This is a genomic window from Halosimplex litoreum (genome assembly GCF_016065055.1).
Taxonomy (GTDB): domain Archaea; phylum Halobacteriota; class Halobacteria; order Halobacteriales; family Haloarculaceae; genus Halosimplex; species Halosimplex litoreum.
The window spans coordinates 515533-528479 of sequence record NZ_CP065856.1; the positions used below are offsets into that span (position 1 = coordinate 515533).

17 protein-coding genes, 1 tRNA gene and 1 other RNA gene are annotated in these 12947 nt (G+C 67.9%); 10 read left to right on the top strand and 9 right to left on the bottom strand.

What is annotated here, in order from left to right; genetic code table 11:
• Positions 1 to 70 precede the first annotated feature (70 nt).
• Both I7X12_RS02600 and I7X12_RS02605 read left to right on the top strand, forming a co-directional pair.
• Positions 71 to 973, top strand: a complete 903-nt coding sequence (locus I7X12_RS02600) for a winged helix-turn-helix domain-containing protein (RefSeq protein WP_198062332.1) — start codon at positions 71 to 73, stop codon at positions 971 to 973.
• 51 nt (positions 974 to 1024) lie between these two features.
• Positions 1025 to 2590 (top strand): FAD-binding domain-containing protein, encoded by a 1566-nt coding sequence (locus I7X12_RS02605; protein ID WP_198062333.1) that lies wholly within the window; start codon positions 1025 to 1027, stop codon positions 2588 to 2590.
• A gap of 5 nt (positions 2591 to 2595) precedes the next feature.
• Here the strand turns inward: I7X12_RS02605 and I7X12_RS02610 are convergent, their stop codons facing one another.
• Positions 2596 to 3372: a helix-turn-helix transcriptional regulator gene (locus tag I7X12_RS02610; protein ID WP_198062334.1), complete on the bottom strand. Its 777-nt coding sequence runs from the start codon at positions 3370 to 3372 to the stop codon at positions 2596 to 2598.
• A 200-nt stretch (positions 3373 to 3572) separates the two neighbouring features.
• On the opposite strand from I7X12_RS02610, the gene I7X12_RS02615 reads away from it, so the two are divergent.
• From I7X12_RS02615 to I7X12_RS02625, 3 genes are all read left to right on the top strand, one after another.
• Positions 3573 to 4394 (top strand): Rieske (2Fe-2S) protein, encoded by an 822-nt coding sequence (locus tag I7X12_RS02615; RefSeq protein ID WP_198062335.1) that lies wholly within the window; start codon positions 3573 to 3575, stop codon positions 4392 to 4394.
• A 111-nt stretch (positions 4395 to 4505) separates the two neighbouring features.
• Positions 4506 to 4643: a hypothetical protein gene (locus I7X12_RS02620; RefSeq protein WP_198062336.1), complete on the top strand. Its 138-nt coding sequence runs from the start codon at positions 4506 to 4508 to the stop codon at positions 4641 to 4643.
• Positions 4644 to 4720: 77 nt separating this feature from the next.
• On the top strand, positions 4721 to 4963 hold the full coding sequence (locus I7X12_RS02625) for a hypothetical protein (RefSeq protein ID WP_198062337.1): 243 nt from the start codon (positions 4721 to 4723) through the stop codon (positions 4961 to 4963).
• Between the two features lies 1 nt (position 4964).
• On the opposite strand, the gene I7X12_RS02630 is transcribed toward I7X12_RS02625, so the two are convergent.
• Complete coding sequence (locus tag I7X12_RS02630) at positions 4965 to 6068, bottom strand: glycosyltransferase (protein WP_198062338.1); 1104 nt, start codon at positions 6066 to 6068, stop codon at positions 4965 to 4967.
• Between the two features lie 145 nt (positions 6069 to 6213).
• Between I7X12_RS02630 and I7X12_RS02635 the strand changes: the two genes are divergently transcribed.
• The 3 genes from I7X12_RS02635 to I7X12_RS02645 all read left to right on the top strand — a co-directional run bounded on the left by I7X12_RS02635 (position 6214) and on the right by I7X12_RS02645 (position 7782).
• The gene (locus I7X12_RS02635) at positions 6214 to 6498 is read left to right on the top strand and encodes a ribonuclease P protein component 4 (RefSeq protein ID WP_198062339.1); all 285 of its coding nucleotides are present in this window, start codon (positions 6214 to 6216) and stop codon (positions 6496 to 6498) included.
• A gap of 100 nt (positions 6499 to 6598) precedes the next feature.
• Positions 6599 to 6847: a YhbY family RNA-binding protein gene (locus tag I7X12_RS02640; RefSeq protein ID WP_198062340.1), complete on the top strand. Its 249-nt coding sequence runs from the start codon at positions 6599 to 6601 to the stop codon at positions 6845 to 6847.
• Positions 6844 to 7782, top strand: a complete 939-nt coding sequence (locus I7X12_RS02645) for a mechanosensitive ion channel family protein (protein WP_198062341.1) — start codon at positions 6844 to 6846, stop codon at positions 7780 to 7782. Before I7X12_RS02640 ends, I7X12_RS02645 begins: the two co-directional genes overlap by 4 nt.
• A gap of 355 nt (positions 7783 to 8137) precedes the next feature.
• On the opposite strand, the gene I7X12_RS02650 is transcribed toward I7X12_RS02645, so the two are convergent.
• The 3 genes from I7X12_RS02650 to I7X12_RS02660 form a co-directional block, all read right to left on the bottom strand.
• Positions 8138 to 9004, bottom strand: a complete 867-nt coding sequence (locus I7X12_RS02650) for an alpha/beta fold hydrolase (protein ID WP_198062342.1) — start codon at positions 9002 to 9004, stop codon at positions 8138 to 8140.
• Between the two features lie 293 nt (positions 9005 to 9297).
• Positions 9298 to 9611, bottom strand: an RNA gene (ffs, locus tag I7X12_RS02655) — signal recognition particle sRNA.
• 80 nt (positions 9612 to 9691) lie between these two features.
• A complete protein-coding gene (locus tag I7X12_RS02660; RefSeq protein WP_198062343.1) occupies positions 9692 to 10111 on the bottom strand; it encodes a DUF7548 family protein in 420 nt (139 codons plus the stop codon).
• A gap of 136 nt (positions 10112 to 10247) precedes the next feature.
• On the opposite strand from I7X12_RS02660, the gene I7X12_RS02665 reads away from it, so the two are divergent.
• Positions 10248 to 10631 (top strand): DUF5798 family protein, encoded by a 384-nt coding sequence (locus I7X12_RS02665; protein WP_198062344.1) that lies wholly within the window; start codon positions 10248 to 10250, stop codon positions 10629 to 10631.
• Between the two features lie 38 nt (positions 10632 to 10669).
• On the opposite strand, the gene I7X12_RS02670 is transcribed toward I7X12_RS02665, so the two are convergent.
• Together I7X12_RS02670 and I7X12_RS02675 are read right to left on the bottom strand one after the other, a co-directional pair.
• A complete protein-coding gene (locus I7X12_RS02670; RefSeq protein ID WP_198062345.1) occupies positions 10670 to 11080 on the bottom strand; it encodes a CoA-binding protein in 411 nt (136 codons plus the stop codon).
• Positions 11081 to 11118: 38 nt separating this feature from the next.
• Positions 11119 to 11754 carry an RAD55 family ATPase gene (locus I7X12_RS02675; protein ID WP_198062346.1) on the bottom strand — a complete coding sequence of 212 codons (636 nt, stop codon included), beginning with the start codon at positions 11752 to 11754 and terminating at the stop codon, positions 11119 to 11121.
• 229 nt (positions 11755 to 11983) lie between these two features.
• On the opposite strand from I7X12_RS02675, the gene I7X12_RS02680 reads away from it, so the two are divergent.
• Positions 11984 to 12058, top strand: a tRNA-Arg gene (locus I7X12_RS02680).
• A gap of 190 nt (positions 12059 to 12248) precedes the next feature.
• Here I7X12_RS02680 and I7X12_RS02685 read toward each other — a convergent pair.
• Complete coding sequence (locus I7X12_RS02685; RefSeq protein WP_198062347.1) at positions 12249 to 12389, bottom strand: hypothetical protein; 141 nt, start codon at positions 12387 to 12389, stop codon at positions 12249 to 12251.
• A 25-nt stretch (positions 12390 to 12414) separates the two neighbouring features.
• The gene (locus I7X12_RS02690; RefSeq protein ID WP_198062348.1) at positions 12415 to 12903 is read right to left on the bottom strand and encodes a type II toxin-antitoxin system death-on-curing family toxin; all 489 of its coding nucleotides are present in this window, start codon (positions 12901 to 12903) and stop codon (positions 12415 to 12417) included.
• Between the last annotated feature and the right edge of the window lie 44 nt (positions 12904 to 12947).

The following is a 12947-nucleotide window of genomic DNA, read 5'->3' on the forward strand; positions in this document are numbered from 1 at the left end:
GCGGCCCACGTGCGACCGGCGGGCGGCGGCGGGGGTAACAATCAAGTCGGGGCTCGCGTACACCTCGCCCATGAGCGACGGCGAAGACCGGGCGACCGACCCGGGCGAGGTGTTCGCGGCGGTCGCCAACGAGACCCGCTTCGACATCTTGCGGGCGCTGTGGCACCTGACGAGGGCCTCGGAGGGCGAAGCGGCGTCGTTCGCGGAGATCCGCTCGGAGGCGGGCGTGCGTGACTCCGGACAGTTCAACTACCACTTGCAGGAGCTGATGCCCCGGTTCGTCGCCGAGGCCGACGACGGGGGGTACGTCGTCACGTACGCCGGAGCGCGACTCGTCGGCGCCGTGGTCTCGGGCGTCTACACCGACGACGGGACGAGCGTCGAGCCGCGTCCGGTCGGCGAGTGCCCGAACTGCGGCGGAACCGTCGAGGCGGGCTACGAAACCGAGCAGATGCGCATCGAGTGCGTCGATTGCGAGGTGACGGTCACGGACATGCCCGCCCCGCCGGTGGTCGCCGCGGGCCACGACCCGCAGGATCTCCCCTCGGTCTACAGCCAGTACCTCTACACGGAGACCGAACGGATGAACCGCGGCTTCTGTCCCTCCTGTAGCGGGCGGATCGACACCACCATCCGCGAACCTGACGGGGACGGCTCGGGGCTCGAAGCGTACCTCGACGTGGTCCACGAGTGTCGCGAGTGCGGCGCCCGCTCGCACTCGGCGCTGGGCGCGACGGTCATCGACCATCCCGCTGTCGTCTCCCTGTACCACGACGCCGGCATCGACGTGCGGGAGACGCCGATCTGGGAGCTGGGCGAACTGTTCGACACCCCCGGCGAGATCCTCGGCGAGGACCCGCTCAGAGTCGAGACGACGGTCGAAGTCGACGGCGAGGCGGTCGACCTCCTGCTCGACGGGTCCTCGAACGTGATCGAGTCCGAGCGCCGTCCGGTCGAGGCGGAGGACGACTGACCGGATCGGTTCGGTCAGGGCGCTTTTGTCGGTGCCCGCCCTTGCGCAGGTGTGACGCGGTCGATTCTCGTCTGGCACCGCGACGACCTGCGGACCGTCGACAACGCGGCGCTCGCCGCCGCCGCAGCGGACGGCGAGCCCGCGCCGCTGTTCGTCTTCGATCCGCGGTACTACGGCGATCGGTCGCTGGCCTGCGACGCGCGACTGCGCTTTCTCCACGAGTGTCTCGACGACCTCGACCGCCAGTACCGCGACCGCGGGTCGACACTCGCGCTCCGGCAAGGAGATCCACGCGAGGTACTGCGGTCGCTGCTGGACGCGGGCGTCGTCGACGAGATCTACTGCAACCGGTCGACGACGGCTCGGTACGGCCGCGAGGTCGGGGAGACGATCCGCTCGTGGGACGCGGTCCGGACGTTCTCTGACGACGGGATCCGGCGGACGGACGAGCGCCACCGCGACGGCACGGTCGCGGTCGACACCCGCGAGGGACGGGGCGACGGGGGCGAGAACGCCGTTCCGTGGCAGGACCACTGCGAGGCGTACTTCGAGCGCGAGCCGGCCGAGCGGCCCGAGGGTCTCCCGGACAACCCGGTCGATTCGACGACGAGCGTCGAGGCGGTCGAGGAGCGCTACGACGTGGCGCCGGAGAAGACGGACGTGCCTCGCGGCGGGACGATGGCGGGGAACGAGCGCCTCTCGGCCTTCTGTGACCGGATCAGCGATTATCCGAGGGTCGTCTCGCCGCCGGCGGCCGCCGCCGAGCGCTCCTCGCGGCTGTCCCCGTATCTGGCCTTCGGCGCGCTGTCGGTTCGGCAGGTGTACCGGGCCGTCGAGGCCGCACCGGACTGCCGCGGGAAATCGATGTACCGTTCGCGGCTGTTCTGGAACCGCCACTACACCCAGAAACTCGCCGACTGGCCGGGCTGGGCCGACCGCGCGGTCAACCCGGTGATGCGCGGCTTGTTCCGCGACGAACACGACCTCGAACTCGTCGCAGCCTGGAAGGAGGGGCGCACGGGCTTCCCGATGGTCGACGCGGCGATGCAGGCGCTGGTCGAGACCGGATACCTGAACTTCCGCATGCGGGCGATGGTCGCCTCCGTCTTCCACTACGTCCTCCGCGAGTGGTGGCGCCGGGGCGCCGACTTCATGTATCGACAGCTGATCGACGCCGACCCGGCGATCAACTACACGCAGTGGCAGTCCCAGTGCAACCTCACCGGCGTCCACCCGGTGCGGATCTACGACCCCGCCAAGCAGGTCCGCGAGTACGACCCCGACGGCGAGTTCGTCCGCGAGTACGTCCCCGAGTTGGCGCCGCTGCCGGACGAACACCTGGCGAAGCCCGAGAAAGCGCCGCTGGCGGTCCAGGCGGAGGCCGGCGTCCGGATCGGCGAGGACTACCCCCGCCCGGTCGTCGACTTCGAGCGACGCGCGGCCGAGACGCGGGCGCAGTACGCCGACTTGGCCGACCGAGCCGAGGAAGCGCTGTCGGACGCGCGCGTCCGGCGGCGCGGGTCGTTCTCCAACCGGCGACGCGAGGAGGGAGGGGCCGACGAGGGCGACAGCGACGAGGCGACGGGCGGGGAGCAGTCGTCGCTGGACGATTTCTGACGGGCTCAGACCGTCGCGAGGTAGTCCTCGACGGGCACGGCGCGGTCCCAGAAGTGGGTGTGGATGTCGCGGCCGAGTTCGACGGCACCCTCCCCGGAGCCGACGAGGACGGCGTCCAGATCCGAGACGCCGTCGCGTGTCGGGAGCGACAGGGCGACCAGGTCGGCGGTGACGGTGAAGGAGAAGGGCAGATCGGCGACGCGCTCGTCGATGCAGGAGGGCGCGTCGCCGTCGGCGTAGCGCTCGATGGCCTCGTCGACGAGGCGGTCGTCGGCGACGACCTGGGCGTCGAGGACGCCCCGGTCGGCGAGTTCGTCGACCATGCGTGCGAAACGTGGGTAGTACACCTGCGCGCCGACGCGGAGCCAGTCGGCCTCGCGGAACAGCTCGACCGCCCAGCGTTCGAGGTACTGGGGGTTCCGGGCGGGGTTGCGGTACAGCTCCCACTCGCCCGCGCCGGCGAGGCGCTGTCTGAATCGCCGCGGCAGCGCCGACACGTCGTGGTCGTCCCAGAACTCGTCGTCGAGCAGGTCCTCGACCGCGTCCTGACGGGCCAGTTCGTCCGCGACCAGGCGACCGCGGGCGGACAGTTCCCACCGGTCGGACTCGCGGACGAGCCCGCGATCGGCCAGTTCGTCGAGCGTCTTGTAGACGCCCGACTGGCTCACGTCGAGGTCCGCGTGGAGGGCGGCCGTCGTGCGGGGGTCGCGCTCGACGGCGCGGAGGAGGTCCGAGCGCAACGCCGACCGCGCCACGAAGGTGACCAGGGAATCACCGTTCATACCCACAAAACTGGGGATGGACGACTTTTAATCCGTGCGGTTCGTTCACGGACAGGTCCGTCCGAAGGCCCCGATTTCCCACCGTTCCGGCCTTCACACACCGTAGTACGTTACACGGCCCGTGGAACCGTCCAGCGACCGTCCGCGATTCCACAGAAAATTTAATATAATTTATACTTCCGGGCGCGCCACTCGATGCCATGGACGAGGACAAGTATCCGGCGCCGTCGAGTCGCCGTCGCTTCGTGAAGGGGATGGTCGGCAGCGCGGCACTGGGGTCGCTCGGCGTCGCTGGGTCCGGGGTGACGACGGTGCCGACGAATCGCAGCGGCGTCGGTGGCGGGAACGTCGAGGCGAAGGTCATCAAGAACACGGACGGTCCGGCGCCACGGGGGATGTCCCAGATCCCGGTGACCGTCGAGGACGGCTATCTCAAGGGCGTCTGGCCGACGGCGACCGAGAGCGGGGAGGTCGCCGACGGTGCGGCGAAGACGACGCTGGGCGGCGTGACCTACTCCAGCAAGTGGTTCCAGTACTGCGGCATCCAGACCCACCCGAAGCTCGTCCCCGACAGCGAGGCGGACAACTTCCTGCGGGCCGACCCCGGCGGCCGGTACGACTGGGAAGCTGACCTGGAGCCGGGGACGAAACTCGCCGTCGAACTGTTCGACGACTACGAGGAGTGGGGCAACGGCGTCGGCGACGACGGTCTCGGCAAGCCCGCGGCGGCCACCTGGCGCTCGGTCGAACCCGAGTCGACGCTCCCGGTGCAAGTCATCCGCAGCCCCGAGATCGAGCGCCTCGCGCAGGACGACGAGTGGCTCGCCGCGAGCACCGACCGGGGGTTTCTCGCCTGGCTCAACAAGTGTACGCATCTGTGCTGTGTCCCTTCGGGATTCAAGCAGTCGGCCACCGTCGACGGCGCCGAGAACGCCGTCTACTGTCAGTGTCACCAGTCGATCTACGACCCCTTCGACGTGGTCTCGAAGGTCGTCACCGCCTTTCCCCGCCCATCGAACTGACCGGTCGACGGACGGTCGGGTCCCGATCGAGACCACCGCGGTCCCGCGAAAACGTTTACTCGCTCGCGACTCACAGGAGGTTTTTCAGTATCTACCGTGTAGAATGAGGTGATGCCCCAGATCGAGGTTTCCGAAGACCTGTACCGCCAGATCGAGACGGAGTCGGTCGAGGGCGACATCGATACGGCCCTCTGGAAGATGGTCGGTGCCTACCGCCGCGCGAACAACCCCGAAGCCGACAGGACCTGATCGACCGGCCGATTGTTCGGCTCGGCGCTCGCCGCACCGACAGCGACAGTTATCCCTGCGGTGGTCGTCGTGTCCCCATGGTCGAGGACGCGAGCGGTGGCGAGGAGACCGGGAGGGACCGAACTGACACGGACGAAGCCGACGGCGACGAGGTCGACGGGTCCGGAATGGGAGTGGGGATCGCACTCGGCTCGGGGATCGGCGTGGCGCTGGGGACGGCGATGGACGACCTCGCGCTCGGTATCGCTATCGGGATGGGAATCGGTGTCGCCATCGGTGCGGGGCTGAGCCAGTCCGGCTTCGGCGGAGACGAGGGGTAAGTCAGCGCAACTGGTCGTAGACGCCCGCGAGGCGGTCGACGGAGTGTTCGACGCTGATCGCGTCGCGGCGGGCGAGACACTCCTCGCCGAGTCGGTCGCGTTCGGCGAGCGTCCGCGCGATCACGTCTTGGAACGCCGCCACGTCGTCCGGTGGCGCCTTGTAGCCGGTCTCGCCCTGGTCGATGGTGTCGGCCAGCGCCGCGCTGGCGACGCCCGCGACCGGCGTCCCGCAGGCGTTGGCTTCCAGCGCCGCGATCCCCTGGGTCTCGACCGGGCTGGGGAACGCGAACACGTCCAGGGCCGAGTAGAAGGAGGGCAGTTCCTCGCGGTCGAGCCAGCCGAGAAAGTGCGCGTCGAGGTCCGCGTCGGCAGCCGCTCGTTCGACGTCTTCGCGGGCCGGCCCGTCCCCGCTGAAGACGAGGGTCACGTCCAGGCCCTCGACCGCTTCGACGATGGCGGACAGGTTCTTCTCGTAGCCGTGGCGTCCGGTGTAGCCGACCAGCGGTCCCTCGGGGAGGTCGTGGCGGTCGCGGAACCGTTCGGTCTCGACGGGGCGGAAGAAGTCCACGTCGACGCCGTTGGAGACGACTTCGACCGTCGTCGCCGTGCCCACGGTATCGCGGACGTGGTCGGCGGTCCGCTCGCTGGGCGCGACGACCACGTCCGTCCGGTCGAGGAATCGCCGTTCGTACTCCTCGGCGCTGCGCTCGACCGCCCGCTCGATCGGGCGCGTGAAGGCGAGGTACTCCGCGTACTCGCTGGTGGGGGTGTGATACGAGGCGACCATCGGCAGGTCGTGTTTGCGGGCGAGGCGCAGGCCGGCGAGACCCAGGCTAAAGGGCGAGTGAGCGTGGACCACCTCGGCGCTGTCGACCGCCTCCGGGACGCCCGGGACGCCGACGCGGAACCCCTCGTAGAACGGGAACGGGAGGCTGCTGACGGGGTACTCCCCCTCCACGGGCTCGTGGTCGCTGCCGGGATACACCACGTCCATCCGACCGCCGCGGCGGTGCCAGCGGTCCCGCCAGGTCTGGATCGTGTAGGTGACGCCGTTGTGAGTGGGCAGGTAGGAGTCGGTGAACGCGGCCACCCTCGGCAGGTCCATGCGCCCACCGTATGCCGAGCGGGATTTAATGCGTTGCCATCTCCGCGCGCCGCCGAGACCGGCGACGGACTCCGCCACCGGATCCGGAACGGCTCGACGCCGCCCGAACGCAAAGTATACCTGCCGCTCGGGGACATCTCGGAACGTGGACACCGAGGCCATCGCTCGCGAGCGCATCGACCGCCTGTGCGACCTCGCCAGGGAGGCGACCGTCGACGGCGAGGACGACCGCGCCCGTCGCTACGTCCGCCGCGCCCGCCGCATCGCCGAGCGCAACCGCCTCGCGCTCCCCCGCGAGTTCACCCGCTTCACCTGCGACCGCTGTGACGCCTACCTCCGCCCCGGGAAGAACGCCCGCGTCCGCCTGGGCGACGGCCACGTCGTCGTCACCTGCGACTGCGGCGCCCAGGCCCGCTACCCCTACGACTGACCGATCGCGAGCCGCCACCGCCCGCGGACTGTCCGTGCCGCCGAGCCCCGGCCGCGCCCACCCGTAACCTTTGAACGGCTTCACTCCTACTGGTGGGTACATGAGCGATTCCACACGTGCACAGCGGATCCACGAACTCGACGTGACGGTCTGGGTCGGCAAGAAGGGCCTCGACCCCGTCGAGGCCGAACTCAACGACCAGCTGGCCGAGCGTGAGTTCGTCAAGGCGAAGTTCCACCGGTCGGCCCGCGGGGGGACCACCACCGAGGAGCTGGCCGACGACCTCGCCGACCGCGTCAACGCCGAGGTGGTCCGCACCCGCGGACACACGGCGGTGTTCGAGCGATGATCGGCGGCTTCGGCCCGCTCCAACAGACCGACCCGGAAGTCCTCCCGAACGGTGTCGTCGCCGAGTTCCTCGCCGACTCGTTCGGTCTCGAAGCCACGCTGGCCAACGCCGTCGGCTCGGCGGTCACCTTCGTCGTCGCGTTCGTCGCGCTGTACGTGCTCGGCCGCGTCGTCATCAGCCCCATCGTCGGTCGTTTCCTCTCCTCGCGCGACCTCGACGAGCACGCGCGCAAGCCGCTCCGGAAGCTCACCAACTTCCTCATCGCGTTCGGCGCGCTCGGCGTCGCCTTCGCGTTCGCCGACTACGGCAACATCCTCACCTCCATCGCCACCGTCGCCGCCGCGGCCACGCTCGCCATCGGCTTCGCGCTCCAGGACGTGCTGAAGAACTTCGTCGCCGGCATCTTCATCTACACCGACAAGCCGTTCCGCATCGGCGACTGGATCGAGTGGGACGGCTACGCCGGCGTCGTCGAGGACATCAGCCTCCGCGTCTCCCGCGTGCGCACCTTCGACAACGAACTGCTGACGGTCCCTAACTCCCAGCTCACCGACGGCGTCATCAAGAACCCCGTCGCGAAAGAGGAACTCCGCCTGAAGTTCCTGTTCGGCATCGGCTACGAGGACGACATCGACAAAGCCACCGAGATCATCGTCGAGGAGGCCGACGACCACCCCGACATCCTCGACGACCCGGCGCCGTCCGTGCGACTGACCGAACTCGGCGACTCCTCGGTCGGCCTCCAGTCGCGGATCTGGATCTCGAATCCCAGTCGCGCGGACTTCGTCAAGACCCGCGGCGAGTACGTCACCGCGGTCAAGGAACGCTTCGACGAGGAGGACATCAACATCCCCTACCCGAACCGCACCATCGGCGGCGGCATCGAACTCTCGAACGTCGAGGGAGTCGTCGAACCGACGGCCGGCGACGACTAGCCACTTTTTACTGCGAGGGGTTTCCTCGCTCGCTTCGCTCACGGCGCTTCGCGCCGTTCGCACCGAGGTGCTCCCCTCGGTCGCACCTCGCTCCGCTCGCTGCGGGAAACCCCTCGTTACAAAAACGTGGGGAAAAACTGCCGGTCGCTCCCTGTAGTCGCGACCGGTGAATCGCGCTCGCACGGCTCGCGCGAATGCTGGCCGCAGACCAGCCTGTCCCCGGGTCGCCGACGGAACGACCTCCCGGCCACCGCAACAGCACCGCTCTGCTCTGCAACAGCACCGCTCTGCTCTGCAACAGCACCGCTCTGCTCTGCAACAGCACCGCTCCGCCACCGCAACCGCCGCGACCGAGCTACGCTCCGCTTCCGTCCGACACCTCGGCCGTTTCCGCTGTCTCGCCCGGATAGACCTCCGCCAGCAGTTCGTGGACGGCGTCGGTGACGAACTCGAGGTTGTCGAGGTTCGAGGCGTGGCCGCCGCCCGGAACCGCGAGGAGGGTCGCGCCGCCGATCTCAGTCGCGAGACGACGGGCCTGCCGGCGCATGAACGGCGCCTCGTGCTCACCGTAGCAGACGAGCGTCGGCGCGGAGATCGCTGGGAAGCGGACCTCGGTGCGGTGGAACCCCGCCACCGCACCGATCACCTTCGCGAACTCGTCGGTCGACATCTTGGGTCCCGTCTCGCGGATCCGTTCGATGTTTTCGTAGTCGCCGCTGACGCCCTCGCCGGAGATCCGCTCCTGCAAGCGGACCAGCCAGCGCTCGACGCGTTCGTAGCCGAACAGGCGGACGAACGGCACCGTCGCACGGAGCAACAGCGACCGCTGGAGCCGTTCGCCGACGGAGAGATAGTCGGGTGCGAACGTGTCGGCCAGCACCAGCCCGGCGACCCGGTCGGGGTGGCGCGCGGCGTACACCTGGGCGATACAGCCGCCGGTCGAGAGCCCACAGATGACGGCCTCGTCGAATTCGAGCGCGTCCAGCAAGGCGTCCAGATCGTCGGCGAACAGGTCCACGGAGTAGCGACCGCGCTGGGACCCGCCGGTCCGACCGTGACCCCGTACGTCGTAGGCGATCGTCGTGTACTGGTCGCTCAGCGCTTCGAGCTGGGGGTCCCACTGGGAGTGGTCGACGATGGCGCCGTGGACGAACACGACCGGCGGGCCCTCACCGCGGCGCTCGTAGTACGTCTCGATATCGTTGGTTCGGACGGTGGGCATACCCCCGAATACGCCCTCGGCGGGGATACGGTCGTCGTCGGTCGCGGTGCTGAGCGGGGCGGTTGCGGTTCGGCGCAGTGGTGGTCGCGATGGCCGGGAGGCCGCTCCGTCGGCCGACCCGGGGACAGGCTGGTTTGCATCCAGCATCCGGCGCGAAGCGCCGGTTCACCGCATCGAGGCCGGAGGCCGAGATGCGGCTTTTTCACCCATGTTTTTCGACGAGGGGTACCCGCAGCGAGGCCGAAGGCCGAGCGAGGATACCCCTCGTCGAAAAAGATGGTTGCGTGATGAATGGACGGACTCCCGGGGTTGCCCGGTCGTTCGAGCGCGGGGAATCCCGCTTGCCTCCTCCACCCCGCGACCCTGCGAGCGACGGGTGTCCGAGGGTCCGCTGCTCGCTTCCGCGCCTGACGGAGTGCCCTCGATCAACCGCGGCCGCGCGTCCCTGCAGACGCGAAGCCGCGGACCGCCGTCCCCGCAGGACGAGGCTTCCACGTTGGCTCGCGGGGCCCACGCCCGTCGGACCGGACGCCACCGGTGTTCGGCCCCTGCTAAAGGCCATACCGCAGGTGACGAGCAGGGCCTAGCTGCCCGGCCTAGTCCATCCCAACGTACCCCCGTCCATCATAAGGGCCTTTCGGGTCACTCCGACGCGGCGGTCCCGAGATCGAACGATAGCGGTGGGATTCAGAGCAACCCCAGCGTCCGCGACCACCAGAGACTGGCGACCGGGATCAACGCGGCGACCACGAGCGTCGCCCATCGGTGGGAACTCAGCGCCGCCGGTCCGTCCATGCCGCCGATAACCCCAACAGGAACGGTCACCGCCCACACCGCGACGACGACGACCACGAAGAAGCCGAGCGCGATGCCGACGCCGGCCGCCAGCGGCGGGTCCGTGCGCTCGTCTCGACCCGCGGCGAGGACGATCGCGGCTACCAGCGCGAAGAACCCGCCGACGAGCGGGTTCAGGGCGCCCTCACCGTAGTAGGTCCCCACGGCCGACCCGACCGCGGTCCTGACCAACACGTAGGGGAGACCCAGCGACACGAGCACGAGCAGGCACCCGACGACGCCGACCAGCGGCGCGAGCCGCGTCTGCTTCATGTCCCCGACTCCGCACGCTCCGGGTTTAATCGCCCCGGTCTCGGTCCGCGTGCGCCCGCTCGTCCGACCCCGAGACGACCCGGTGACCGGCCGCCGAGCCGAAACACCGACAACGGGGGGGCCCGAACCCGCGGGCATGGGATTCGGTGACACCGCGAAGAAGATCCAGCGCGTGACCGACATCGCGGAGAAGCTCTACGAGCGACTCAACCAGGTGATCGAGCAGGTACAGGACCTCAAGGAACGCGTCGAGTCGACAAGCGACCAGCTCGACTCGATGGACCGGGAACTGGCCGAACAGCGCGCTATCGTCGAGGCGCTCGCCGAACAGCAGGGCGTCGACGCCGAGGCCGTCGTCGCCGAGCAGCTTCCCGACCCCGACGGCGACGGCCAGCCCGCCGAAACCGCGGCGGAGGGGAGCGGCGACGAAACGGCGTCGAACACCGGCTCGGCTGCAGCCGACGCCGCGAGCAGCGGTGACGCGACCGGTTCGGGCGACTCCGCAGCGACCAACGACTGAGACAGCCGCTCGCTCGTGGTGTCGCCACCGACCCGACGCTAGCCGAACAGCCGTCCGTGTTCTACCTTCAGACAGCGGTCCTGCACGAAGTGCCGACCGGCAGCCTCGGCGCGCTCACCGGCGTCGTCGTGGATGATTCCCAGCTGGAGCCAGACGGTCCCGACGTCGTCGCGCCCCAGCGCTTCGTCGACGATCCCCGGTACCTCGTCGGTCGGCCGGAACACGTCGACGATATCGACCGTCTCCTCGACCTCGGTGAGCGAGTCGTACGGTTCGCGGCCGAATATCTCCTCGGCGTAGGGGTTGACCGGTATCACCTCGTAGCCCTGCTCGCGCATGTACGCCGGGACGTCGTGGGCGGCCTTTCCCGGCGTACTCGACAGGCCGACGACGGCGATCGTGTCCCCGTCGAGTATCTCGCGAAGCGTGTCGTCGGAGTCGACTGGCATACTCGGACCGTGGGCCGAGACGCGCAAAAGACTGCCGGCTACCGCTCCAGGGGGCCGGGTTCCGCGTCGGGGATCGTCGTCGACACCGAGCCGTCCACCTCGACGGCGACGGCGTGGTCGAACAGTTGCTGGAGCGTGTTCAGCGTCTCGTCGTCGTGAGCCGTCGACTCGATGACGTGGATACCCATCGCGTCGGCGTTCTCGATCCGGCTCGTGAACACGTGCATGAACCGGAAGACGGTCTGGACGTCCGAATACATCAACAGCGTCGACAGCGAGTCCACCAGCACGCGGACGTTCTCGACCCCCCGCTCCTGACGAAACTCCTCGACGAACTCGGAGAACTTGATCCCGATCCCGGTCATGTCCTCGGGCGAAGAAGCGTACTTGACGATGTCCGTATCGCGGGCGCTCCGTCCCTGGTGTTTGGTCACGCAGTCGACGATGCCGATGTCGACCGACCCAGGGTCGGAGACCAGCGCCTCGTAGTCGTTGAGGACGCGACTCGCGCTGTCGCGGGTAGTGACCACGATCACTCCTTCTCCGCGTTCGGAACCGTGGGCCAGCACGTCGAGCGCCATGCGACGCTTGCCCGACAGCGGCGGCCCAGAGACCAGCAGGTTCGTACCTGGGGCCACCGTCGCGTTTCCGAACATCGATCCGAGGTCGTACATTCCTACGGGAGACACCACCGTTTCGCCACGAACCGCGACCGGTCCGTTCGATACATGTCGATTAGTCACGGCGGTCGTTAAAATCTTTATTATGCCCCCGGCCTCGCGGGTCGCTCCCACGGACGACCCAATCCACACGAACGTTCGGTATCGTCGAACCGGGTCGTGACCGCACTCCCCAGCACGGATCGGGACGTTTAAACATCGATGCTCGTGTAGAAGTTTGTGAGGGCGCTTAGCTCAGTTTGGACAGAGTGCTTGGCTTCGGACCAAGCTGTCGCGGGTTCAAATCCTGCAGCGCCCATGTTTTCGAAGGGTGTAATCACCAGACAGCAGCGGAGTGACCCTCCTATCGAACGGAGCGCCGTTGCTTTCGTTCGATGGACGAGCGGGGGTGTGATTCCAACCAGGGTTCGCGCACAGCAACCGGGGTTCACGTACAGCCAATCGGGTATCCACGGAAAGAATCAATCGTCGATTTGGGCGCTGGCGAGTTACTCGCCTTCGAGGGCGTCGTAGATGTCCCGGTTAACATTCCGGTCCTCAGCCGCGACCCGCCTGACAAGTTCCCGACGAATGTCCTCCATCACCTCGTCGAGCGGAGAGGTCGTTTCCGTCCCTTCCTCGGTGGCCATATCTGTATATATGCTTCCACCGTCGTTAATCGTTCGGATCCGACGAATCGCCGGTCAACTGGTCGATCCCGTACTGGATCAGATCGTCTCGCCACTCCTCGATTTCACCGGATAGATCCAGCTCTTCGGTGTGGGAGAGGAGATACTGGACGGTTTTTTCCTCATCGACGGCCGCCTCGTCAGTACCGAACCGTTTCAGGATCGTCCTGATTTCGTCGTCGTATTCGAACCGATAGCCGTTGAGGAAGTAGAAGACGACAGTCGAGTTGAGGGCGGTACGCTTGTTCGCATCGACGAAGGGGTGATTTGCGACGAGAAGCCGGAGGAGGTGAAACGCCTTCTGGTGGATCGTCTCGGGTGCCGTACCGAAGCTCCCCTCTTCGATGCAGTTCAGCGCGAACTCGATGTCTCCTCGATTCTGGACACCGGCGGGTGTATCGGGGTACTCCGAAACGATGTCGTCGTGGATGGTCACAACGTCCTCGACCGACGGGTACCACAACGAGTCAGCCATTCGGTTCCACGTCGATGCCGGAGACGTGTAGGGTTTACTATGAA

Excerpts from the sequence above, each read along its gene's own strand:
- I7X12_RS02600 (WP_198062332.1), top strand. The coding sequence starts at position 71 with ATGAGCGACGGCGAAGACCGGGCGACCGACCCGGGCGAGGTGTTCGCG.
- I7X12_RS02610 (WP_198062334.1), bottom strand. The coding sequence starts at position 3,372 with ATGAACGGTGATTCCCTGGTCACCTTCGTGGCGCGGTCGGCGTTGCGC.
- I7X12_RS02615 (WP_198062335.1), top strand. The coding sequence starts at position 3,573 with ATGGACGAGGACAAGTATCCGGCGCCGTCGAGTCGCCGTCGCTTCGTG.
- I7X12_RS02620 (WP_198062336.1), top strand. The coding sequence starts at position 4,506 with ATGCCCCAGATCGAGGTTTCCGAAGACCTGTACCGCCAGATCGAGACG.
- I7X12_RS02625 (WP_198062337.1), top strand. The coding sequence starts at position 4,721 with ATGGTCGAGGACGCGAGCGGTGGCGAGGAGACCGGGAGGGACCGAACT.
- I7X12_RS02630 (WP_198062338.1), bottom strand. The coding sequence starts at position 6,068 with ATGGACCTGCCGAGGGTGGCCGCGTTCACCGACTCCTACCTGCCCACT.
- I7X12_RS02640 (WP_198062340.1), top strand. The coding sequence starts at position 6,599 with ATGAGCGATTCCACACGTGCACAGCGGATCCACGAACTCGACGTGACG.
- I7X12_RS02645 (WP_198062341.1), top strand. The coding sequence starts at position 6,844 with ATGATCGGCGGCTTCGGCCCGCTCCAACAGACCGACCCGGAAGTCCTC.
- I7X12_RS02650 (WP_198062342.1), bottom strand. The coding sequence starts at position 9,004 with ATGCCCACCGTCCGAACCAACGATATCGAGACGTACTACGAGCGCCGC.
- I7X12_RS02660 (WP_198062343.1), bottom strand. The coding sequence starts at position 10,111 with ATGAAGCAGACGCGGCTCGCGCCGCTGGTCGGCGTCGTCGGGTGCCTG.
- I7X12_RS02665 (WP_198062344.1), top strand. The coding sequence starts at position 10,248 with ATGGGATTCGGTGACACCGCGAAGAAGATCCAGCGCGTGACCGACATC.
- I7X12_RS02670 (WP_198062345.1), bottom strand. The coding sequence starts at position 11,080 with ATGCCAGTCGACTCCGACGACACGCTTCGCGAGATACTCGACGGGGAC.
- I7X12_RS02675 (WP_198062346.1), bottom strand. The coding sequence starts at position 11,754 with ATGTACGACCTCGGATCGATGTTCGGAAACGCGACGGTGGCCCCAGGT.
- I7X12_RS02685 (WP_198062347.1), bottom strand. The coding sequence starts at position 12,389 with ATGGCCACCGAGGAAGGGACGGAAACGACCTCTCCGCTCGACGAGGTG.
- I7X12_RS02690 (WP_198062348.1), bottom strand. The coding sequence starts at position 12,903 with ATGGCTGACTCGTTGTGGTACCCGTCGGTCGAGGACGTTGTGACCATC.